Origin of the sequence: uncultured Shimia sp., assembly GCF_947498095.1 — a bacterium.
GTDB lineage: Bacteria > Pseudomonadota > Alphaproteobacteria > Rhodobacterales > Rhodobacteraceae > Shimia.
Map to the genome: position 1 here is coordinate 147,335 of NZ_CANMJE010000002.1, position 20,735 is coordinate 168,069.

20 protein-coding genes are annotated in these 20,735 nt (G+C 57.2%); 6 read left to right on the plus strand and 14 right to left on the minus strand.

Annotation, left to right across the window (positions count from 1 at the left end; all coding sequences use genetic code 11):
- Nucleotides 1-45: 45 nt before the first annotated feature.
- On the plus strand, nt 46-699 hold the full coding sequence (locus Q0932_RS03875) for a Hint domain-containing protein (protein WP_299349876.1): 654 nt from the start codon (nt 46-48) through the stop codon (nt 697-699).
- A 93-nt stretch (nt 700-792) separates the two neighbouring features.
- Here Q0932_RS03875 and Q0932_RS03880 read toward each other — a convergent pair whose 3' ends face one another.
- The 9 genes from Q0932_RS03880 to Q0932_RS03920 all read right to left on the minus strand — a co-directional run bounded on the left by Q0932_RS03880 (nt 793) and on the right by Q0932_RS03920 (nt 10,981).
- Nucleotides 793-2,985: a 3-hydroxyacyl-CoA dehydrogenase NAD-binding domain-containing protein gene (locus tag Q0932_RS03880; RefSeq protein WP_299349877.1), complete on the minus strand. Its 2,193-nt coding sequence runs from the start codon at nt 2,983-2,985 to the stop codon at nt 793-795.
- Between the two features lie 12 nt (nt 2,986-2,997).
- Nucleotides 2,998-4,209 carry an acetyl-CoA C-acetyltransferase gene (locus Q0932_RS03885; RefSeq protein WP_299349878.1) on the minus strand — a complete coding sequence of 404 codons (1,212 nt, stop codon included), beginning with the start codon at nt 4,207-4,209 and terminating at the stop codon, nt 2,998-3,000.
- 13 nt (nt 4,210-4,222) lie between these two features.
- Nucleotides 4,223-4,861: a glutathione S-transferase gene (locus Q0932_RS03890; protein WP_299349879.1), complete on the minus strand. Its 639-nt coding sequence runs from the start codon at nt 4,859-4,861 to the stop codon at nt 4,223-4,225.
- Between the two features lie 305 nt (nt 4,862-5,166).
- Complete coding sequence (locus Q0932_RS03895) at nt 5,167-6,306, minus strand: acyl-CoA dehydrogenase family protein (RefSeq protein ID WP_299349880.1); 1,140 nt, start codon at nt 6,304-6,306, stop codon at nt 5,167-5,169.
- 21 nt (nt 6,307-6,327) lie between these two features.
- The gene (locus tag Q0932_RS03900) at nt 6,328-6,540 is read right to left on the minus strand and encodes a hypothetical protein (RefSeq protein WP_299349881.1); all 213 of its coding nucleotides are present in this window, start codon (nt 6,538-6,540) and stop codon (nt 6,328-6,330) included.
- Nucleotides 6,541-6,578: 38 nt separating this feature from the next.
- On the minus strand, nt 6,579-8,354 hold the full coding sequence (locus Q0932_RS03905) for an acyl-CoA dehydrogenase C-terminal domain-containing protein (protein ID WP_299349882.1): 1,776 nt from the start codon (nt 8,352-8,354) through the stop codon (nt 6,579-6,581).
- A gap of 15 nt (nt 8,355-8,369) precedes the next feature.
- Nucleotides 8,370-8,771 carry a MerR family DNA-binding transcriptional regulator gene (locus Q0932_RS03910; RefSeq protein WP_299350624.1) on the minus strand — a complete coding sequence of 134 codons (402 nt, stop codon included), beginning with the start codon at nt 8,769-8,771 and terminating at the stop codon, nt 8,370-8,372.
- A 292-nt stretch (nt 8,772-9,063) separates the two neighbouring features.
- Nucleotides 9,064-10,557, minus strand: coding sequence for a BCCT family transporter (locus tag Q0932_RS03915; RefSeq protein ID WP_299349883.1), 1,494 nt, complete (start codon nt 10,555-10,557; stop codon nt 9,064-9,066).
- A gap of 40 nt (nt 10,558-10,597) precedes the next feature.
- Nucleotides 10,598-10,981 (minus strand): MerR family DNA-binding transcriptional regulator, encoded by a 384-nt coding sequence (locus Q0932_RS03920; RefSeq protein WP_299349884.1) that lies wholly within the window; start codon nt 10,979-10,981, stop codon nt 10,598-10,600.
- Between the two features lie 114 nt (nt 10,982-11,095).
- Between Q0932_RS03920 and Q0932_RS03925 the strand changes: the two genes are divergently transcribed.
- Genes Q0932_RS03925 through Q0932_RS03935 form a run of 3 tightly spaced genes read left to right on the plus strand, consistent with a single transcriptional unit; the run spans nt 11,096 to nt 13,342 of the window.
- A complete protein-coding gene (locus tag Q0932_RS03925) occupies nt 11,096-11,521 on the plus strand; it encodes a PaaI family thioesterase (protein WP_299349885.1) in 426 nt (141 codons plus the stop codon).
- Complete coding sequence (locus tag Q0932_RS03930; protein WP_299349886.1) at nt 11,518-12,030, plus strand: PaaI family thioesterase; 513 nt, start codon at nt 11,518-11,520, stop codon at nt 12,028-12,030. Before Q0932_RS03925 ends, Q0932_RS03930 begins: the two co-directional genes overlap by 4 nt.
- Complete coding sequence (locus Q0932_RS03935) at nt 12,023-13,342, plus strand: MATE family efflux transporter (RefSeq protein WP_299349887.1); 1,320 nt, start codon at nt 12,023-12,025, stop codon at nt 13,340-13,342. The genes Q0932_RS03930 and Q0932_RS03935 overlap by 8 nt, the downstream gene beginning before the upstream one ends.
- Before the next feature lie 51 nt (nt 13,343-13,393).
- On the opposite strand, the gene arsC is transcribed toward Q0932_RS03935, so the two are convergent.
- Genes arsC through Q0932_RS03950 form a run of 3 tightly spaced genes read right to left on the minus strand, consistent with a single transcriptional unit; the run spans nt 13,394 to nt 15,125 of the window.
- Nucleotides 13,394-13,732, minus strand: a complete 339-nt coding sequence (gene arsC, locus Q0932_RS03940) for an arsenate reductase (glutaredoxin) (RefSeq protein WP_299349888.1) — start codon at nt 13,730-13,732, stop codon at nt 13,394-13,396.
- Nucleotides 13,729-14,787 (minus strand): quinone-dependent dihydroorotate dehydrogenase, encoded by a 1,059-nt coding sequence (locus Q0932_RS03945; RefSeq protein ID WP_299349889.1) that lies wholly within the window; start codon nt 14,785-14,787, stop codon nt 13,729-13,731. Before Q0932_RS03945 ends, arsC begins: the two co-directional genes overlap by 4 nt.
- Complete coding sequence (locus Q0932_RS03950) at nt 14,784-15,125, minus strand: DUF952 domain-containing protein (protein ID WP_299350625.1); 342 nt, start codon at nt 15,123-15,125, stop codon at nt 14,784-14,786. The genes Q0932_RS03945 and Q0932_RS03950 overlap by 4 nt, the downstream gene beginning before the upstream one ends.
- A gap of 111 nt (nt 15,126-15,236) precedes the next feature.
- Between Q0932_RS03950 and Q0932_RS03955 the strand changes: the two genes are divergently transcribed.
- Nucleotides 15,237-16,811 (plus strand): bifunctional metallophosphatase/5'-nucleotidase, encoded by a 1,575-nt coding sequence (locus tag Q0932_RS03955; RefSeq protein ID WP_299349890.1) that lies wholly within the window; start codon nt 15,237-15,239, stop codon nt 16,809-16,811.
- Nucleotides 16,812-16,874: 63 nt separating this feature from the next.
- Nucleotides 16,875-17,180 (plus strand): DUF1992 domain-containing protein, encoded by a 306-nt coding sequence (locus Q0932_RS03960; protein WP_299349891.1) that lies wholly within the window; start codon nt 16,875-16,877, stop codon nt 17,178-17,180.
- A 6-nt stretch (nt 17,181-17,186) separates the two neighbouring features.
- Here the strand turns inward: Q0932_RS03960 and Q0932_RS03965 are convergent, their stop codons facing one another.
- Together Q0932_RS03965 and Q0932_RS03970 are read right to left on the minus strand one after the other, a co-directional pair.
- On the minus strand, nt 17,187-18,938 hold the full coding sequence (locus Q0932_RS03965; RefSeq protein WP_299349892.1) for a tetratricopeptide repeat-containing sulfotransferase family protein: 1,752 nt from the start codon (nt 18,936-18,938) through the stop codon (nt 17,187-17,189).
- Nucleotides 18,939-18,984: 46 nt separating this feature from the next.
- On the minus strand, nt 18,985-20,733 hold the full coding sequence (locus Q0932_RS03970; protein WP_299349893.1) for a tetratricopeptide repeat-containing sulfotransferase family protein: 1,749 nt from the start codon (nt 20,731-20,733) through the stop codon (nt 18,985-18,987).
- Nucleotides 20,734-20,735 lie beyond the last annotated feature (2 nt).

Below are 20,735 nucleotides of genomic sequence, written 5' to 3' on the forward strand. Positions count from 1 at the left end.
ATGAACTTGCTGCTAAATCCACCGCCAGACGCTCAGGGGAAAGAAATGTTTGGATGGACACCTACAACTGAAACACGCACCAGACCGGTGGCACCCACGCAAGCTCTGCGCGACCCAGTGTTATTGGGAGCGGGCTGCGGGATTGTCGAGGGGACACAAGTCGCCACGCAAGCTGGCTGGCAACCCGCCGAGACCCTGCGCGCCGGAGATGAGGTTCTGACATTTGATGGTGGAATGCAGCGGGTCACCGCGGTTCTGCGTGATGAGGTCTGGAGTGGTCTGGATCAATGTCCCGAAGCCCTGTGGCCGCTCTTGGTCGAAGCCGAGACCATCGGCAACCAAAACGATCTTTTGGTCATGCCGCATCAGGGCGTTTTGATCGAAAGTGACGATATCAGTGACCGCTGGGGTGATCCCTATGCGGTGATCCCCGCCGCAGCGCTTGAAGTGCTGGAAGGGGTTGAGCGCCACGAACCCTATGGAACTGTCGAAGTTGTGCTGCCGGTCTTTGAAGAGGACCAGATGGTTTTTGCAGACCACGGCGCACTGATGTTCTGTCAGTCCCACTGGGGACTGAGCGCGGGCATCTTGCCGAAATTCGGCGCCGCAGGAAATTACAACATGCTGCCCATGGCGGCCGCGATCCGGTTATTGGAAATGACCTATATCCCGGATTATGCAGACTACGCGACCGCTTGAATCCCCCCCCCCCACCGGACAGGCGCTGCATGTTAAAAAACCGCCCGGAAGTTTTCTTCCGGGCGGTTTTAATTTTAGAGCGCTGCAAAGCTATCAGGCTGCGGCGGCCTGCTGACCAAAGCGGCCATAGAAGCTTTGGTTCTTCTCGGCCATCTCACGCAAGAGCGGCGGGCAAGCAAAGCGTTCACCGTATTTCGCGGTCAGCTCATCGCACTTCTCGGCAGCCCAGGCAGCCCCAACGATGTCCAACCACGAGAACGGACCACCCGACCAAGGCATAAAGCCCCAGCCCAGGATCGCGCCCACGTCGCCTTCGCGGATGTCTTCCAGCACGTCTGCTTCCAACGCGCGGACCGCTTCCAGAACCTGAGAGAAGATCAGGCGGTGCTGAACTTCAGTCACGTCTGGTTGTTCTTCCAACTGCGGGAACTTGTCGGCAAAGCCTTTCCAATAGCCCAGACGCTTGCCTTTTTCGTCATAGTCAAAGAACCCGGCCTTGGCTTTACGACCAAAGCGGCCCTCGTCAACCATCCAGAAGGTCACGTCATCGGCAATCGACTTTGGATAGGCATTGCCCATCGCCGCCATCGTGGCCTTGGCGATCTTGGCGCCAAGATCAAGCGAAGTCTCATCGACCAGCTGGATCGGTCCGACAGGGAAGCCCAAGAGTTGAGCCGCGTGGTCCAGAAGCTGCGGCGCAACGCCTTCGCCAGCCATCATCACACCTTCGTTGATGTAGGGAATGATACAGCGGTTGGCATAGAAGAAGCGCTCGTCATTCACAACGATTGGCGTCTTCTTGATCTGACGCACATAGTCCAGCGCCTTGGCGACCGCACGAGGGCCGGTTTCGCGGCCCTTGATGATCTCGACCAGTGCCATCTTCTCGACAGGCGAGAAGAAGTGGATGCCGATGAACTGTTCCTTGCGCACAGACGCTTCGGCCAGACCGGTGATCGGCAGCGTCGAGGTGTTCGAGGCAAAGATCGCGTCCTCAGGGATGATCGCTTCGACCTTTTTGGTCATCTCGGCTTTGACGGCAGGGTCTTCAAACACGGCCTCAATGATCAGGTCCACGTCCGACAATGCGTTCAGATCGGTGGTGGCGTTGATCTTCGCCAGCATCGCGGTCTTTTGCTCTTCGGTGGCCTTCTTGCGCTTAATGCCCTTGTCCATGAAGCTCTCGGAATAGGCCTTGCCGCGATCCGCTGCCTCTTGGTTGGTGTCGATCAGCACAACATCCATACCCGCCTTGGCCGAAACCAAAGCAATACCAGCGCCCATCATGCCCGCGCCCAGCACGCCAACCTTTTTGACGCGTTGATCGGGTACATCGGGGCGGTTCGCGCCCTTTTCCAGTGCCTCCTTGTTGATGAACAAGGACCGGATCATGGCTGAGGACGAGGGGTTCATCAGCACATTGGTGAACCAACGCGCTTCGATCTTGATCGCCGTGTCAAACGGCACCATCGCGCCCTCATAGACTGCGCTCAGCAGCGCCTTGGCCGCTGGATAGACGCCCCATGTGTTGCCATGCACCATCGCGTTGGCACCGACAAAGGTCATGAACCCTGCAGGGTGATAGGGTTCCCCACCAGGCATCTTATAGCCCTTTTCGTCCCAAGGTTTGACAATCTTCGGCTCGGACAGAACCCAGGCCTTGGCATCCGCCATCGGGTCTGCGCTGACCTCGTCGATGATACCCGCCATTTTGGCTTTCTTGGGGTCAACCATCTTGCCTTGCAGCAGGAAGGGCGAGGCCGCCATAGCGCCCATCTTGCGCACCATGCGGGTTGTTCCGCCACCGCCCGGGAAAATGCCGACCATGATCTCAGGCAGGCCGATCTTGGCCTTGGGATTGTCTGCCGCGAAAATGCGGTGTGTCGCCAAAGGCAGTTCCAGACCAATGCCCAGCGCGGTGCCGGGCAGGACGCAGGCAATCGGCTTGCCGCCCTTGTTGGTCTTTGGGTCCATACCTGCGCGTTCGATCTTGCGCAGAACGCTGTGCATCGACATCACGCCTTCGAACATGCCTGCGGCTGGGTTGTCGCCACCGCGTTTGCCCATTTCCGCCAGCACATTGAGGTCCATGCCGCCCGCGAACGAGCCTTCTTTGCCAGACGTGATGACCGCGCCTTTGATGGCGTCGTCTGACAGCACCGTGTCTATGATGGCGTTCAAGTCCTGAAACGCCTGCTCCGTCATCACGTTCATCGACTTGCCAGCCGTGTTCCAAGTGATGATCCCGACGCCGTCTGCGTCTACGGAGAGATTGAAATCGCTCATGTCCTTAACTCCTTACACGCGTTCGATGATCGTTGCTGCACCCATGCCGGATGCAATGCACAAGGTTGCCAGACCGACCTCTTTGTCCGAGCGCTCCAGCTCGTCCAGCAATGTGCCGATGATGATAGCACCAGTTGCGCCCAGCGGGTGACCCATGGCGATCGAGCCGCCGTTAACGTTGACCAGTTCCGGGTCGACATCAAAGGCCTGCTGGAAGCGCATCACAACGCTGGCAAAGGCCTCATTGACCTCAAACAGGTCGATGTCACCAATGTTCATGCCACTGTCAGCAAGGATCTTTTGCGTCGCAGGCACAGGCCCGGTCAGCATGATCGTCGGATCGGTGCCGATCTTACAGGTCTGGCGGATGCGCGCGCGCGGTTTAAGCCCGTATTTCTTACCGAACTCTTCGTTGCCGATCAGCACCCCGGCCGAGCCATCTACGATGCCCGACGAGTTGCCCGCGTGGTGGATGTGATTTATCTCTTCCAGATGCGGGTACTTCATCAGCGCGATCTTGTCGAAACCGGGCATGACCTGACCCATTTCGGCAAAAGATGCTTTCAAAGCGCCGAGGCTCTGCATGTCGGTTTGCGGACGCATGTATTCGTCATGATCGAGGATCGGCAGACCGCTCACGTCATTCACAGCAATGATCGACTTGTCGAAACGGTTATCGTCCCACGCCGCCTTGGCGCGGCGCTGCGATTCAACGGCCAATGCATCAGCCTGATCACGACTAAAGCCGTACTCGGTGGCGATGATATCCGCCGAGATGCCTTGCGGTACAAAGTATTGATCCATTGCCACTGTTGGGTCGACAGCAATCGCCGCTCCGTCCGAGCCCATGGCCACACGGCCCATCATTTCCACGCCACCAGCGATATAGGCATCACCCGCGCCACCTTTGACCTGGTTGGCCGCAAGGTTCACGGCTTCCATGCCGGACGCACAGAAGCGGTTAATCGCCAGACCGGGGATCGACTCGTCGAGATCCGAGGCCAGTACCGCGGTCCGGGCCAGGCAGCCGCCCTGTTCTTTCACTTGAGTGACATTGCCCCAGACCACGTCTTCAACAGCATGGCCGTCCAGACCGTTGCGGTCTTTCAAGGCGTTCAGCACGGTTGCCGACAGGCGCACCGATGTGACTTCGTGCAGGGCGCCGTCCTTGCGGCCCTTGCCGCGCGGCGTGCGCACCGCGTCATAGATATAGGCTTCGGTCATAGTCTTCTCCTATTCAGGCGCGGTCAGCGGGGCTGCCGGGCATCAGGTCATAAGGGTGTTTCCAGCCCGCGAGGGCTTGAATATTGGAAAGCCAGCGGTCGATGTTCGGCCAGTCGGCACGGTTGAACCCAAAGGGTTCGTCGTAAAACAGGTATCCACAGCAGGAAATGTCAGCATTGGTGAGGCCATCTCCGACAATCCAGTCGCGCCCCTCAAGATGTTTGTCGAGGATCGCATAGGTCCCCTTGAGACGGCCCTGATTAAAGGCGATCACCTCTTTGGGCTGTTTGTCTTCGGGCAGGAAATTCATCAGGAACCGTGTCGGACCTGCCACTGCGCTGAGCTTGGAATTGTCCAAGAGTACCCAGCGAAAAATCTCGTAGTTCTCAGCATGGTCCTTGCCGCCGAACTTGCCGGATTTTTCTGTGACGTAGGCCAAAATCGCGCCGGATTGGCTGGTCTTGAAGTCGCCATCAACCAAAACCGGGGCCTCGCCCATTGCATTAACGGCCTCGCGGTATTCAGGGCTGCGGGTCTCGCCTGCGAAAAAGTCGACATAGACAGGTTCCCAGTCCAATCCGCTCAACTCCAGAGCAAGGGCTGCCTTATAGGAATGTCCGGATTCGCCGAAGCAGTAGAGTTTGATGGTCATGTGTCTCTCCCAATTGTCGCTGTCGCAGCGGGGGTTTCACACCCCCGTACCCCCGTGGAGTATTTTCGCCAAAATGAAGTCCGGGGTTTAGACCTCTTTAAGGTTAACGGCCTAGGCTCGTGGGCGCGGTACAGGCTGGAGAGCCGATGGCCGCCCAAGGTGAAGCTCTGCTGCCCCGTTCGGGTGCGTCCTAGACAGACCGAACCCGGGTGGCAGAGTGGGCCATACGCTTCATTTTGGCCCAAATACTCCCGCCGGAGGCATCCCGAACTCTCGACCCTGTGCAGCATCGCGGTTCTTTCTCCTTACAAGCTGCGTGAGATCAGCTCTTTCATGATCTCATTGGTGCCGCCATAAATCCGTTGTACGCGGGCATCGACCCACATTTCCCCGATGGGATATTCTTGCATGTAACCATAGCCGCCAAAGAGTTGCAGGCACTCGTCGAGCACTTCTCCTTGCGTGTCGGTGATCCAGTACTTGGCCATTGCAGCCTTTTCGGCGGTCAGCTTGCCCGCGATCAGTTCTGAAATGCACTCGTCCAGAAAGGCGCGTGCGACCTTGGTTTTGGTCAGGCATTCCGCCAGTTTGAACCGGGTGTTCTGGAACTGTATGATCGGCCCACCAAAGGCCTCGCGTTCCTTGCAATAGGCGATGGTGCGCTCAACTGCACCTTCCATCGAGCCTTGGGCGATGCAGGCAATGACCAAACGTTCCTGGCCCAGTTGCTTCATCATCTGATAAAAGCCCTGGCCTTCCTCGCCGCCAAGGATGTTTTCCGGCGGGATTTCGACGTTGTCAAAGAACAGCTCAGACGTATCCGCCGCGTGGCAGCCAATTTTCTCAAGGTTGCGGCCGCGTGAAAAGCCTTCTGCATTGGCCGTTTCCACCACCACCAGCGAGGTGCCCTTGGCGCCGGCTTTGGGGTCGGTCTTGGCCGCTACAATCACCAGGTCGGCATGTTGGCCGTTGGTGATAAAGGTCTTGGATCCTGACAGCCGATAGGCGTTGCCATCTTTCACAGCGCGGGTTTTGATGCCTTGGACGTCGGAGCCACCCGAGGGTTCGGTCATCGCCAGCGCGCCCACCATTTCGCCCGTGGCCATTTTGGGCAGCCAGCGTTGTTTCTGCTCTTCCGAGCCGTATTCCAGAATGTAATGCGCGACGATGCCCGAATGGATGCCGTGGCCCCAGCTGGCCAGATTGGCGCGGTTGGACTCCATCAGGATCACGGCCTCGTGGCCGAAATCGCCACCAACGCCGCCGTATTCTTCGGGGATAGAGGGGCACAAAAGACCCAGCTCACCGGCTTCATTCCAGGTGCTGCGATCCATCTCGCCCTGTTTGCGCCATGTGTCGAAGCGGGGGGCCCATTCGTCGTTGATGAACTTGGCCGTCATTTCGGCCAGCATCTGGTGTTCGTCGGTCATCCAAGCAGATGTCATGGGTCTCTCCTGTTCCAAGGATCAGCGCTTGCGCGCTTCAAGCTCGGAATTGAATTGTCTCAGTTTCACGGCCAGCATTTCGTCGTCGGTGACGGCGTTGAAATTTTCGAACAGAAAGGACAGCGCCTCGCCTTCGTCCAGACCCGCCTCGCGCGCGAAATTTCGCAGGGAACGATAGCCATCTTCGGTCATCGCTGCATTGAAACGGCGGGTCAGTCTAAAACGTTTTGGCATCTGTCCTCTCTTTTGTTTTCAGTGTGTTAGCCTTCGTCTCAGAACGCTTCCGCGTCCAAAGCCATCACTGTGTCAGCACCCGACTGAATGCGCGCCAGATGCATGGCCGTGGCGGGCAAGCGTCGCGCCATGTAGTAGCGGCCTGTTGCCAGCTTCGTCTCATAGAACGCAGCGTCAGAGGTGCCGGAAGCCAGTTGTGACGTCGCGGCTTTTGCCATTTTGGCCCACATCAAACCAAGGCATACGTGACCAAAGAGATGCATGAAGTCGTTTGATCCTGCCAGCGCGTGGTTGGGGTTCTTCATGCCGTTCTGCATGAAGTACATGCCAGCCGCCTGCAGGTCTTTGGATGCGGCTTTCAGCGGCTCAACGAAATCTTTCAAGACTTCGTCGTCGCCGTTGTCTTTGCAGAAAGATTTGACCAACTCAAAGAACGCCATCACGTGTTTGCCGCCATCTGTTCCCAGCTTACGGCCTACCAGATCCAACGCCTGAACGCCGTTGGCGCCTTCGTAGATCATCGCAATGCGAGCATCGCGGGTGAACTGGCTCATGCCATGCTCTTCGATATAGCCGTGGCCGCCATAAATCTGCTGCGCCTTGACGGTCATGTCGTAACCTTCGTCGGTCAGGAAGCCCTTGATGACCGGGGTCAGCAGGCTGACCAGCCCGTCGGCATCCTTGTCGCCTTTGCGATGCGCTGCGTCGATCATGGTTGCGCCCCACAGGATGAACGCGCGCGCGCCTTCGGCAAACGACTTCTGGTCCATCAGTGAACGGCGGATATCAGGGTGCACGATCAGCGGATCGGCCGGGCCATCGGGGTTCTCGGCACCAGTTACGGCGCGGCCCTGCAGGCGGTCCTTGGCATAGTCCACGGCGTTCTGATAGGCGACTTCAGCGGCTGAAAGCCCCTGCATGCCAACACCCAGACGCGCTTCGTTCATCATGGTGAACATGGCACGCATGCCTTTGTTTTCTTCACCCAGCAGATACCCGGTGGCTTCGTCATAGTTCAGCACACAGGTCGAGTTGCCGTGGATACCCATCTTTTTCTCGATATTGCCGACTGAGACGCCATTGCGCGCGCCAGGGGTGCCATCTTCGTTAACGATGAACTTGGGCACGATGAACAGCGACACACCCTTGATGCCCTCGGGGCCGCCGGGGATTTTCGCCAGAACAAGGTGGATGATGTTGTCGGCCATGTCGTGATCACCGGACGAGATAAAGATCTTCTGACCGGAGATTTTGTAGCTGCCGTCACCGGCGGGCTCTGCCTTGGTCCGCATCAGACCCAGATCGGTGCCGCAATGCGGCTCGGTCAGGTTCATGGTGCCGGTCCACTCGCACGAAACCATGTTGGGCAGATAGGTGTTCTTCTGTTCGTCGGTCCCATGCGCCAGGATTGCGGCAGCCGCGCCGTGTGTCAGGCCCTGATACATGGTGAACGCCTGGTTCGAAGACGAGAACATCTCGCCCACAGCGGTGCCCAGCACATAAGGCATGTTCTGGCCGCCATATTCTTCGGGCATGTCCAGACCGGTCCAGCCGCCTTCTTTCACCTGCTCAAAGGCGTCTTTGAAGCCGGTTGGCGTATAAACCACACCGTTTTCCAGACGGCAGCCTTCGTGGTCGCCGACCACGTTCAGAGGGGCCAGCACATCGCCGGTCAGCTTGCCGGCTTCTTCTAGCACAGCATTGGTGAAATCGGCTTCCAGCTCATCATAGCCGGGGGTGTCGGATTGCGAGACATTCAGCACATCATGCAAAACGAACTGGAGGTCTTTTACGGGGGCGGTATAGGTCGGCATCAGTCTCTTCCCTGATTATTCTGCTGCTTTTTTCGTGGTGTTGAATGAGCCGAGAATTTTCTCGCCCCATTTCAGCTGTTCTTTCAGATCGTCGATGGCTTCGTTCAGCTCATCGCGCTGTTCTTCCATGTCTTTCAGACGGGCCTGCGCCACCTCATAGGTGCGCTGCAACTGGGTCGCTTGCTGGTCGCCCATGTCGTAGAGGTCCAGCAATTGGCGAATCTCTTCCAGTGAAAAACCAAAGCGCTTGCCGCGCAGGATCAGCTTGAGCCGTCCACGGTCGCGTTTGGTAAACAGGCGTTTCTGGCCTTCGCGGATCGGGAACAGAAGCTCTTTGGCCTCATAGAACCGCAAGGTCCGGGGCGTTACATCAAACGCGTCACACATCTCGCGGATGGTCATTGTGTCGTGGGTCATCTCATCAACCTCGTCAGTGCTGTCCACAGACATTTGGAAACTGATCTGTGGATTACAACATAGCTTTACGTTGACGTAAGTGAAACGCTACGTCACTTTATGGTTTACGTGATGTTCGTGAAGGTAAAGTGACGGCTTTTTGATGGTTTGCCCAATCAAAGGTAAATCTGCACAGATCTAATGCGCTTGATCGCGGGCAGGGATCAGGTGTCCGGCCGAAGCCAAAGCCAGACAAGAAAGCCGATATAGGCAAACACTGTGACGTTCAAAAACGTGTCAATCAACTCACTGTTCATGGTGCAGCCTCCTTACGCAGGGACCGCAACAGGCACATCACCAGCACCGGCACGATAAACACAAAAGCGATGGCCGATAGCGCAATGATTGAACGCACCAACGACATGTTGCCAACCAGAACCATCGCAAAACCCAGTGCGCCAAGGATCCCCCCCCAGATTGTGCGGATACGTGGTGACGGGTTTTCATCGCCACCTGTGCCGATCATCGCAAGCGTAAAGCCGGCGCTGACGACACTGGTTACAACGAACAAAAACGCAGCGATGACCGTGACTGTCCGGGTCAGCGCGTCGAGAGGAAACTTCTCAAGAAGCGCAAAGGTCGTCGCATCTAAGTTCACGCTGTTGACTGCCGAAAGGGCTCCGTCGTTTTGCAGCGCGTCAAAGAACCCTAGACCGCCAAACACCCCGAACCACAGGATCGAAAACAGGGTAGGGGCGACAATCACGCCCAGCAGAAACTCGCGGATTGTCCGTCCTCGCGAAATTCGCGCGATGAAAATCCCCACAAACGGTGACCAGGCCAACCACCAGATCATGTAGTTCAATGTCCAATCCTGAAACCAGTCAACCACGGCGCCGTCAAAGAATTCGGCGGTTGAGAACCCTGCTGGCAAGGCACCAAAAACATAACGCCCAAATCCCGACACGATGCCGTTCATGAGATACGAGGTCGGCCCAAGGATCAGCAGATAGGACATCAAACCGATGGCAATGATCATGGCGGCATTGGAGAGCCGGGCCATGCCGTCCCCCAGGTCCCGGCGCAGCGGAACAACAAAGGCGACACACATTGCGATGAACACAGGAATTGTAAGCAGGCCGGGGTCGTCAACTCCGATCAGCCCGGCTAACCCGGTCTGAATCTGAAACACGCCCATCGCCAGCGAACCGGCAAGGCCAACGGCAATGGCGACGATCGACAGCAGATCAAAGAGCCAACCCATCGCCTTTACCCAACCAGCTTGGCCCAAGGCGTCAGTCAGGGGGGCACTCAGCAGCAGCGTGCGACCGCGGCGAAAGGCAAAATAGGCCACGATCAGACCGACCATCCCGTAGATCGCCCATGCGTGAAATCCCCAATTCAGATAGGTCACAAACAGGGCATACCCAGCGGCCAGAGGATCAGCGGTGTATTGTCGGAGCTGCTCAAAATGCGTCAAGGGCTCGGCAGCGCCATAAAACAGCAACCCAACGCCCATGCCCGCGGCAAACAGCATCGCGATCCAGGCAAATGTAGAGAACTCGGGTTTTGCATCGTCCGGCCCAAGCCGAATGTTGCCAAACCGTGAAAACGCGAGAAACAGGGCGACAACCAGCAAAGCGCTGGTTTCCAGCATGATGAACCAACCGCGACTGTCAAATTGTGTGGCAACCGCCGCGGCCGCGAGGTCTCCCAACCCTTGGGGATCCAAAATGCCCCAAGCGGCGATGGCCGCACTGATAGACAGGGCTACGATCAGCAGTGGGCTTGGTGACTTTCCGTCCATGCGCTCATCTCCAAGGCCAAGCAAAAAACTGGGTGGGCAATTACCCCGCTTCGGTTGCCTTCAAGGCCTCGGCGGTCTCATCACGAAGCGTTTTCAGCTCGTTCATGCCCTCTTCCAACTGGCGTTTTTGCTCTTCCAGTTCGGTATATTGACGGTCTGCCATCTCAATAAAGGCCTGCATCTGTGCTTCGGTGCCTTCGTGTTCATAGATCAAGAGCCACTGGCGGATGTCTTCGAGTTTGATGCCGAATTTACGCCCGCGCATGATCAGCGTCATACGCGCCACTTCACGCGATCCAAAAAACCGAGAGCGACCCTCGCGGTCGGGTTGCAGCAGTTCGATATACTCATAGTAACGCAACGTTCTGGGCGTCACGTCGAACTTGGCACACATTTCCTTAAAGGTCAGACGCGTATCGGACATTTGGCATTCTCCCTTGGGCACAAATCTATGCCGCCTTGCAGCGTGGTGCAACCGCCCCCTTGCGGTCGCGACAAAATGCGGATCATAAAGACTGCAAGAACAACGGAGCGGGTCATGAACTCCAAAAAAGCCGAAATGGCAGAACAATTCATCAGTGCGATTCCTCATTGCAAAGCGCTGGGCATGAAGTTGACCGGTATCGGTGATGGTTTTGCCGAAATGGAGCTGCCCTATGATTTGCGCATCGTAGGCGATCCAGAGACGGGCGTGCTGCATGGCGGCGCAGTTTCGGCCCTGATGGACACCTGTTGTGGCGCCGCTGCAATGAGCCACCCCGCGTCCCCGGCGACCACCGCCACCATCGATCTGCGCATCGACTATATGCGCGCCGCGACACCCGGGCAGACCATTCGCACCCGCGCCGAATGCTATCATATCACCCGGTCTGTGGCCTTTGTGCGGGCGACGGCGCTGGATGATGACCCGGATCGTCCCGTTGCTACAGCTGCCGGTGCCTTTACGGTGGGAGGCCTGAAATGAGTTTCAAGCGTCCGGAACCTGTGCAGGTTGTGAAGCAGCGTCGCGATGGCGCCCTGAACGCCTTGGTGCACGGGGTGCCATATGTGCAGTTCCTCGGGATCGAGTTTGACCGGCGGGGCGATGAGTTGACCGCATTGATGCCGTTTGACGAAAAGCTGATCGGCAATCCCATGCTGCCCGCGCTTCATGGCGGGGCCATTGCAGGGTTTCTTGAGACCACGGCCGTGATCGGACTGGCGTGGTCGGTGCTGTGGGAAGACATCGAATCCGGCAATATCGACACGGAAGAGCTGGCCATCGGGCACCTGCCACGACTGCCAAAGACCATCGACTTTAACGTTGATTACCTACGCTCGGGTCTGCCGCGCGACGCTTATGCCCGCGCCAAGGTGAATCGGTCCGGACGCCGCTATGCTTCGGTCCATGTCGAGGCCTGGCAGGACCAACGCGGCAAGTTGTTTGCACAGGCCACAGGCCATTTCCTGATGCCGGTCGGCGAGGATGACTGACCCCAAGGCGGTCACACACGCGCGCGTTCTGAAAGTTGCCATCCCGATTGTGATCTCGAACGCCACCGTGCCCATTCTTGGTGCCGTGGACACTGGCGTTGTCGGACAGCTGGGCGAAGCCGCCCCGATCGGCGCCGTTGGCATCGGCGCGATCATCCTGACCGGCCTCTACTGGATGTTCGGGTTTCTGCGCATGGGTACCACGGGCCTCACGTCACAGGCCCATGGGGCAGGGCGCCACGGTGAAGTTTCGGCCATGTTGACCCGCGCCTTGATGCTGGGGTTTGCCGGCGCGGCGCTGATCATCGTGTTGCAATACCCGCTATTTATGCTGGCATTCCAGCTTTCGCCTGCCAGCACCGAGGTCGAGAGCCTTGCACAGGATTACCTGCAGATCCGGGTCTTCTCGGCGCCTGCGATGATCGGGCTTTACGGGATCACCGGCTGGCTCATTGCATTGGAACGCACCCGCGCGGTTCTGGTGCTACAGGTCTGTATGAACGGCCTCAACATCGTGCTCGACCTTTGGTTTGTGCTGGGCCTTGGCTGGGGCGTGTCCGGCGTCGCATTTGCTACGTTTCTTGCGGAATGGACAGGTCTGGCGCTAGGGCTCTGGCTGTGTCGTGATGCCTTCCTGCAACCCGCCTGGCGCGACTGGACCCGCGTGTTTGACCGCGCCCGCCTGCGCGAAGTGATGTCGGTCAACGGTGACATCATGTTGCGCAGCCTGATGTTGCAGGCGATCTTTATGTCCTTCCTTTTCCTCGGTGCCCGGTTCGGAGACGTAGCCCTTGCCGCCAATCAGGTGTTGATGCAGTTCCTGCACATCACGGCCTATGCGCTGGACGGGTTTGCTTTTGCGGCTGAGGCGCTGGTCGGGCAGGCGCTGGGCGCTCGGGCCCGCGCCAACCTGCGTCGCGCAGCATGGCTCAGCGGTCTTTGGGGCGGGATCATGGTTGTGCTTCTTGCGCTGATTTTCGCGGTTGGCGGCGGCGCGATCATCGACATCCTCACCAAGTCAATCGAGGTCCAGTTCGAAGCGCGTGTCTACCTGCCCTACATGGTGGCCGCGCCGCTTTTAGGGGTCGCCAGTTGGATGCTCGACGGTATCTTTATTGGTGCCACTCGCACCCGCGATATGCGCAACATGATGGCCGTGTCTTTGGTGATCTACGTGGCCGCTGTGGTGGTCCTGATACCGCCCTTCGGCAATCACGGTCTCTGGCTCGCACTGCTGATCTCATTTGTCGCGCGCGGGGTCACGTTGATGTTTCGTTACCCGGCGCTGGAACGGGCCGCTGACACCCCCTGAAACAAGTCCGATAGGCGAACAATTTCGCGCAATACGCACGTTTAGCTCGGTTCAGAGGATATCCAGCACTGCTTCGGGTGGGCGGCCCAAGGCGGCTTTGCCATTTGCCAAGACAATTGGGCGCTCGATGAGTTTTGGGCATTTTGCCATCGCCGCGATCAAGGTGTCATCGTCTGAATCCCGGCTCAATCCCAGCTCTTTGAACTCGGGCTCTTTGGGGCGCATCATGTCGATAGCGCGCAGCCCGAGCATGTCCCGTGTGGCGCGAATTTCACCTTCCGAGGGGGTGTCTTCCAGATATTTTCGTATCGCGACGACGCCTTTTTCTTCAACAATCGCCAGAGTTTGGCGCGACTTCGAGCATCGCGGATTGTGCCAGATCGTGATCATAGCCAGGCCTCTCGTTTGCTACCAACAGCCTCGGCGACACTGGCAAATCCATCCCGTTCCAACAAGGCATCCAGCCCGCGAATGACCTCTTCGGTCAGCGATAAGCCGCCAAACACCAGTGCCGTGTAAAGCTGGACCACCGACGCGCCAGCGCAGATCTTGTCATAGGCGTCGTCGGCATTGCTGATCCCGCCCACGCCGACCAATGGAATCTTGCCATCCACCAGTTTCGACATCTTCGCCAAAACCCGTGTCGACTTGGTGAAAAGCGGTGCGCCTGAAAGGCCGCCTGCTTCATTTCTATGTTGTGAAGACAATGCTTTACGGTCCAACGTGGTGTTGGTTGTAATGACCGCGTCCAGGCCAGAGTCCCGCGCCACCTCAGCGATTTCTTCCAGCTCTGCGTCGCTCAGATCAGGTGCGATTTTCAGGAAGACAGGCACTTTGCGTTCAAGCGCATCGCGCGTTTCCATGACACCTGCCAATAGGGCCGACAACGCTGCTTTGCCTTGCAGGTCGCGCAGTTTTTCAGTGTTTGGGGACGACACGTTCACCGTCGCAAAATCAAGGTATTTTCCACAACATTCTAAGACCTTAGCGAAATCGCCCGCGCGATCCTCGCTGTCCTTATTGGCGCCAAGGTTCAACCCGATCACCGCGTCTTTGGGCCGTTTCGCCAACCGGGCGGCAATTGGCTCCATGCCCTCGTTATTGAACCCAAACCGATTGATCGCCGCGTGATCTTCAGTCAGCCGAAATAGGCGAGGCTTGGGGTTGCCCGGTTGCGGCCGGGGTGTTGCAGCCCCCACCTCGAAGAACCCAAAACCAGCCTTAGACAGGCCATCTAAAGCGTTGGCATTCTTATCAAACCCAGCGGCAAGCCCCACGGGGTTGACCAGCGTCATTCCGGCAAATGTTGTCTTTAGGCGCGGTGATGTGATCTGGCCCGGTGCTGGTGCGAAGCCCATTTGCAAGGCCCGGATAGCCCAGCCATGCGCGGCTTCGGGATCAATCGAGCGCAGGGCCTTCATGCCAAGAGTTTCTAAAATGCTCATATGCCCAGCCCTGCCGGAAACTCATGCGCTCCGTCGACCAAGGGCAGAGGTTGCGCCCATGCCACATCCTCCAGGCGTAACACTCTGTAAAGATGCGGAAAAAGGGCCCCTCCACGCGACGGTTCCCAGACAAGTTTTTCGCCCAGATCGTCCGCTTCCAGCCCCAGAAGGAACAATCCCTCTTCAGCAGTAAAATGCTTGGCAGCAGTCTCGGCCACCTGTTCAGCCGTCGAAAAGTGGACGTAGCCATCGGTGACATCAATCGGCGCGCCTGCGGTTTCCCTGTTTGCGCGCAATTCGGCCCATTCATCGGCCCGGAATATCTTAAAAATCAGCATGATCCCGGTGTGCCTCGCCGCGTCCGCAACGTCAAGCGACAGAAGTTTTGACTCGTGCATCAAAACAGAGTCACCATACCCTCAGACACCGACAAGAACAGGGGAGTACCAATGTTTTACCGTTTTATGACGGGTGCCGCAGCCGTGGCCCTAAGCACAAGCGCAGCGATGGCAGATTATTCGCTGACCGTTCTGCACACCAACGATTTCCACGCTCGATTTGAACCCATCAGCAAATATGACTCGGGCTGCTCGGAAGACAGCAACGCCGAAGGCAAATGCTTTGGTGGCTCGGCGCGCCTTATCACCGCCGTGGCCGATGCGCGTGCGCGTTCAAACAATTCGATCCTCGTTGATGGCGGGGACCAGTTCCAAGGCACACTGTTTTATACCTATTACAAAGGTCAGGCTGCCGCCGAGATGATGAACAAACTGGGCTATGACGGCATGACCGTCGGCAACCACGAGTTCGATGATGGCCCCGAAGTGCTGCGCGGGTTTATGGACGCGGTTGATTTCCCAGTTCTGATGTCAAACGCTGACGTCAGCGGTGAAGAGCTTCTGGCGGGCAAGCTGGCAAAATCCACGGTCATTGAGCGTGGCGGAGAAAAGATTGGCCTCATTGGCCTGACCCCGGAAGACACCGATGAGCTGGCCAGCCCCGGTCCGAATGTCACCTTTTCCGATCCGGTTGCCGCCGTTCAGGGCGAAGTCGACAAGCTGACCGAAATGGGCGTGAACAAGATCATCGTGCTCAGCCACTCAGGCTATGGCGTTGACCAGCATGTTGCCGCCAACACAACTGGTGTGGACGTGATCGTCGGTGGCCACGACAACACATACCTTTCCAACACTTCGGATCGCGCCAAGGGTCCATATCCGACCATGGTCGGTAACACGGCCATCGTACAGGCCTATGCTTATGGCAAGTTCCTTGGCGAGTTGAACGTGACCTTTAATGATGCCGGAGAAATCATCGAAGCCACCGGTGAGCCGATCATCATGGATGCCTCGGTCGAAGAAGATGCGGGCACCAAGGCGCGGATTGCGGAACTTGCGGGTCCTCTGGAAGAAATTCGCCAGCGTGTCGTGGCCTCGGCAGCTGATGCGATTGAGGGCGACCGCTCGGTCTGTCGCGTTCAGGAATGCGCGATGGGCAATCTGGTGGCCGACGCCATGCTGGACCGCGTGGCCGATCAGGGCGTGACCATCGCTATTGCCAATTCGGGTGGCTTGCGCGCGTCGATTGATGCAGGCGAAGTGACAATGGGCGAAGTGCTGACCGTTCTACCGTTTCAGAACACCCTCTCGACGTTTGAGGTCTCAGGACAGACAGTCATTGACGCCTTGGAAAACGGCGTGAGCCAGGTGGAAGAAGTCAAAGGCCGGTTCCCGCAAGTTGCGGGACTGAAGTTCACCTGGGACAGTTCAAAACCTGCAAACGAAGGCCGTGTTGCTGAAGTCATGGTAATGAAAGACGGCGCTTGGGCTCCGATTGACCCAGCTGCGACCTATATCCTGGTCTCGAACAACTATGTGCGTGGCGGAGGCGACGGCTACAAGATGTTCCGCAGCGCGGCCAATGCTTATGACTATGGTCCCGATTTGGCGGATGTCACGGCAGAGTATATGGCCAAGAACGCACCCTATACGCCTTACACGGACGGGCGTATCTCGATGAAGTAACACGTCGCTTGACCTTGCACGCCCTCGCCGGGAAACTGGCGGGGGCTTTTTTACGGGGCAGGTATGGATCACCCGCTGTTCGATCTTATTAATCAGAAAATTCTTCAGGCTGAAGAAGACGGCCTTTTTGACAATCTGGAAGGTGCGGGCAAACCATTGCCTAAGGTGGATGACCCCGAAAACGCGCTTATCAACCGTCTGGTGCGCGAAAGCGGCGGTGCGCCCGAGTTCGTCTCGCTTAGCCGGGAACTGGCGGCTTTGCGCGCAGAGTTGCGTGAAACCACAGATCGCACCCGACGTCAGGACATCCTAAAAGACATGTCCATGATGGAGGCGCGGATTGAACTGGCGCGGAAATCCTATCGCTAAGACCGATTAGAGATCGAGTTCAGGCCAAAGAGATTTGTCGAGGTTGCGAATGAAGGGCTGCAACTGTTCTTCCATAACCCGCCAGCCACCAACCGATTTCTTGTGCACACCCTGACGTACCTGTGTGACGGATGCAGTTCGCACCTGTGCACGGTTTTTTTGCGGCGCCATCATCTCGGGCACCCAGTCAAGATCGCAAAACGCGGCCATGTCTTTCGAATATTTTTCAACATCCGACACCAGGTCTTGATAGTGGATGGTCAGGAACTGCCCTTCAAACTCTGACGCCCAATGGTTCATATAGCGCCGATACAGGTTCGCCTGGAGCGCGATATGGCGCAGATCGTTGGTGAAGCGCATCCATTCGCTTTTAAAATGCTGGCGCCACATGGACAGTGCTACTTCTCGCGGATCGCGTTCTATATGGATGATCTTAGCGCCCGGTATCCCGTGCAGCATCGCGCCGATATAGCGATAGTTCGCGGGCATCTTGTCGACGATCGCGCTGGCATTGGCGGCATGGGCAGGCAGGCTTTTGTAAAACGTCTCTGCAAAGAGAGCCGGGTCAAACGCACCGCCTTGATCTTGGATTTTGCGATAGGCCCGTGGCACTGCGGAAAGCTCGCCACAACTGGTAACATCCGGGTGCGCTGACAGGATCATTTCGGTCAGCGTAGTGCCGGAACGAGGCTGACCGACGACGAACAGGGGCCTGGGGCGACCTGCTAGTGCGGATGTCAGAACGGCCGGTCCGGCAGGTGTTACCTGCAGAGTATCTTCAAATGCGCGTGCCTCATTTTCAGGGTGGTGCACAAACAGATAAGCCAGCCCGGCCTTGGCCTTCGCCAAATACTTTCCGGCAGCCTTGTGATCTTTTTCGGCAAAATAGAGATTGCCCAACGCCATGCAGAGACGGCACCAGCTGTCGGTGCCTTTGGCATGCATTGTCAACATTTTCTCAGCATCCAAAATCAGAGAGGGGCGTTCATCGGGTGTCGCAATCCCAGCTAATTTGGTTAACGGGGCAATGGTGTCTGGCGCAAGCTGGTGCGAGCGGGTCAAGGTGATCTTTGCCTCGTCAACCTGCCCCAAGGCCAAATACACATCTGCTTGCGCGATCAAGAGGTGGGTATCGTCGGGGTTGGCTTTGAGCGGAGCTGCAAGCGTTTGGCGTGCCAAGTCTGATCGGAACGTGTCCAAATAGAGCTGCGTTAGTTTTTCGGTCGCGATCGGATGGTTTGGGACTTCGTTCAGGAGGGTTTGGTAGTCTGCCTCGGCTAGATCGTGGTTCTCCTGGATGGCGTAAGCATCGCCTCGCATGACCAAAAGATTGGCGCGATATTCGCGGGCTGTGTCCAGCCCTCTGGTGGCTGCTGCAATGACCTTGTCGGGTTGCGCCGTCAGTTCGGCACTAAAGGCCAGAAGGTGGCACAGTTTGGAGGGATCTTTGCGCCGCGCCAGCAGTTGGTTTGCCAGCGCTTCAGCTTTGTCATGACGCCCTACGACGATATAGGCGTGCACAAGATTGTTTTGATATTCCTCGTGGTTTGGCTCAAGCTTCACCGCTTTTAAGAAGTATTGAAACGCCTCACGCCCCTGATCCGCGCTGGCCAGTGCTGTCCCAGCAATGGTCGCAAAGTGCGCCTCTCTGGGGAACTTCTTTACGGCGCGTTTGGCCAGTTTTGCTGCGGCAGAGAACTGACCTGCCTGCAATTGTGCGGTCAGTTTTTCCGAGATTTGCTGCAGTGTTTGGGTCATGATGGGCTTTCCATTTTGGCGTGTTGGCGCGGTCGTGCAGTCGGGGTCAATGGTCCAATTCAGGCCAGAGTTCGGGATCAAGTCCGTCGACAAAGGGTTTCAGAGCGTCTTTGACCACATGCCATCCACCAAGGGATTTTTGGTGAACACCTTGGCGCACTTGAGACGCCGAAGCCGTGCGGACCCGCGCCTTGTTTTTTTCCGGGGCCGCCATTTGAGGTGCCCATTCCAGACCACAATGTTCGGCCATCCGCTTTGAGCTGCCCTCGACGTCGGATACAACCTCGCGGTAGTCCAGCGTCAGAATACGGTCGCCGTAGACCTCTTCCCAATGCTGGATGTAGCGTTTGTAAAGATTGGCCGTGTGCGCCATTGCGCCAAGATCGAACGTGTAGTTCATGCTGGGTGAGCTGAACGTGCGTCGCCACATTGACAGAGCGACGTCACGTGGGTCACGGCCAATGTGAATGACGCGCGCATTGGGCAGCGCGCTCAGCAGAAAGCCGACATAGGCATAGTTTGGTGGCAACTTGTCGACAAAAGCTCGCGCGCCGTCATTCAGAGCAGGAACGCACGAGTAATAGTCCTCGGCAAACCGCTCAGGCTCTAGGGGCGCATCTTGATCCAGCAGGGCACGGCTATACGTCATCCCACCAGGTAACTCTCCGCAGGATTGTACATCTGGATGGGCAGACAAGATCATCTCAGTTAGTGTTGTGCCAGAACGCGGCTGGCCAATGACAAATATGGGTGTCAGCCCGTCATTTGGTGCAGGTATCTGATCAGCACTACCGATCGGAAACCGTTTGCAGATTTCGGCATACTCTGCATCCGCAGCAGCCCGGTCATAAGGTCTGGATTGCGCTGCCGCCGCGTTGGATTGAGCAAGAAAGTTTGCGGCCTCTGTGTACTCTCCTTTTTGAAACAAAAGGTTGCCCATAGCGAGTTTCAGATCAACCTGAACCGGTGATCTGCGGGGTGCGTTTGCCAACGCTTTGCGCAACCGTGGCTCAAGCGCCAGATTGTCCTCTTTCGACTGTAGGTGGACAAGTTGAATAAAGGCATCCCCGTGCAGTGGGTCGATTTCGAGAACCTTGTAGTGGTTTTCGATGGCCTCTTCCAAATGTCCGGAATCCGTTAGCGACGTCGCATACCGGTAACGGGCCAACAGGTGTTTCGGATCAATCTCCAACGCTGTTTTTATGGCGTCCAGAGCTTCGTCATGCTGTTCGAGACTGGACAGTGCAAATCCGAGATTGGACAAGAAGGACGGGTCCTTTGGGCTCAGCTCGCGTGCCTTTTGCAAATCTGCGACAGCGTTTTCGAACTCTTCGATCTCGCAATAAGTGATGCCGCGCAGATTGTAGGCCTGTGCATGTATAGGGTCTGCGGCGATGGCCTGGTTGCAAACTTCGATCACCTCTTGTGGCATCTTGCGGCCCGTCATCGAGCCGGCCTTGTAGTGATAGAGCTCAGCCGGGTTCTCGCGACGGTTGATCAGCTTGTCGATCAACGCTTCGGCTTTGGCGTGTTCGCCTGCCATGATCATGGCCCGGATCAGGTTGTTCTGGAACCCTTCGTTGCTTGGTGTCAGCTTGAGTGCCTTGTTAAAGCTGGAAACAGCTTCGCGGGCCTTGCCCATCTGCGCATAGGCCGTGCCAGCAATGTTGAACAGTTCAGCGTCCTTGGGAAACTTCTTGCCCGCGGCACTGGCTGTTTTCGCAGCCTGGGCAAACTTGCCGTTGTTCAGCAATCCGACGGCTTTTTCCCAATGTTGACGAGCTGTGACGGCCATTG

What these genes read in the sequence shown, in the direction of transcription:
- Q0932_RS03875 (WP_299349876.1), top strand. Translation starts at nt 46, where the DNA reads ATGTTTGGATGGACACCTACAACTGAAACACGCACCAGACCGGTGGCA.
- Q0932_RS03880 (WP_299349877.1), bottom strand. Translation starts at nt 2,985, where the DNA reads ATGAGCGATTTCAATCTCTCCGTAGACGCAGACGGCGTCGGGATCATC.
- Q0932_RS03885 (WP_299349878.1), bottom strand. Translation starts at nt 4,209, where the DNA reads ATGACCGAAGCCTATATCTATGACGCGGTGCGCACGCCGCGCGGCAAG.
- Q0932_RS03890 (WP_299349879.1), bottom strand. Translation starts at nt 4,861, where the DNA reads ATGACCATCAAACTCTACTGCTTCGGCGAATCCGGACATTCCTATAAG.
- Q0932_RS03895 (WP_299349880.1), bottom strand. Translation starts at nt 6,306, where the DNA reads ATGACATCTGCTTGGATGACCGACGAACACCAGATGCTGGCCGAAATG.
- Q0932_RS03900 (WP_299349881.1), bottom strand. Translation starts at nt 6,540, where the DNA reads ATGCCAAAACGTTTTAGACTGACCCGCCGTTTCAATGCAGCGATGACC.
- Q0932_RS03905 (WP_299349882.1), bottom strand. Translation starts at nt 8,354, where the DNA reads ATGCCGACCTATACCGCCCCCGTAAAAGACCTCCAGTTCGTTTTGCAT.
- Q0932_RS03910 (WP_299350624.1), bottom strand. Translation starts at nt 8,771, where the DNA reads ATGACCCACGACACAATGACCATCCGCGAGATGTGTGACGCGTTTGAT.
- Q0932_RS03915 (WP_299349883.1), bottom strand. Translation starts at nt 10,557, where the DNA reads ATGGACGGAAAGTCACCAAGCCCACTGCTGATCGTAGCCCTGTCTATC.
- Q0932_RS03920 (WP_299349884.1), bottom strand. Translation starts at nt 10,981, where the DNA reads ATGTCCGATACGCGTCTGACCTTTAAGGAAATGTGTGCCAAGTTCGAC.
- Q0932_RS03925 (WP_299349885.1), top strand. Translation starts at nt 11,096, where the DNA reads ATGAACTCCAAAAAAGCCGAAATGGCAGAACAATTCATCAGTGCGATT.
- Q0932_RS03930 (WP_299349886.1), top strand. Translation starts at nt 11,518, where the DNA reads ATGAGTTTCAAGCGTCCGGAACCTGTGCAGGTTGTGAAGCAGCGTCGC.
- Q0932_RS03935 (WP_299349887.1), top strand. Translation starts at nt 12,023, where the DNA reads ATGACTGACCCCAAGGCGGTCACACACGCGCGCGTTCTGAAAGTTGCC.
- arsC (WP_299349888.1), bottom strand. Translation starts at nt 13,732, where the DNA reads ATGATCACGATCTGGCACAATCCGCGATGCTCGAAGTCGCGCCAAACT.
- Q0932_RS03945 (WP_299349889.1), bottom strand. Translation starts at nt 14,787, where the DNA reads ATGAGCATTTTAGAAACTCTTGGCATGAAGGCCCTGCGCTCGATTGAT.
- Q0932_RS03950 (WP_299350625.1), bottom strand. Translation starts at nt 15,125, where the DNA reads ATGCTGATTTTTAAGATATTCCGGGCCGATGAATGGGCCGAATTGCGC.
- Q0932_RS03955 (WP_299349890.1), top strand. Translation starts at nt 15,237, where the DNA reads ATGTTTTACCGTTTTATGACGGGTGCCGCAGCCGTGGCCCTAAGCACA.
- Q0932_RS03960 (WP_299349891.1), top strand. Translation starts at nt 16,875, where the DNA reads ATGGATCACCCGCTGTTCGATCTTATTAATCAGAAAATTCTTCAGGCT.
- Q0932_RS03965 (WP_299349892.1), bottom strand. Translation starts at nt 18,938, where the DNA reads ATGACCCAAACACTGCAGCAAATCTCGGAAAAACTGACCGCACAATTG.
- Q0932_RS03970 (WP_299349893.1), bottom strand. Translation starts at nt 20,733, where the DNA reads ATGGCCGTCACAGCTCGTCAACATTGGGAAAAAGCCGTCGGATTGCTG.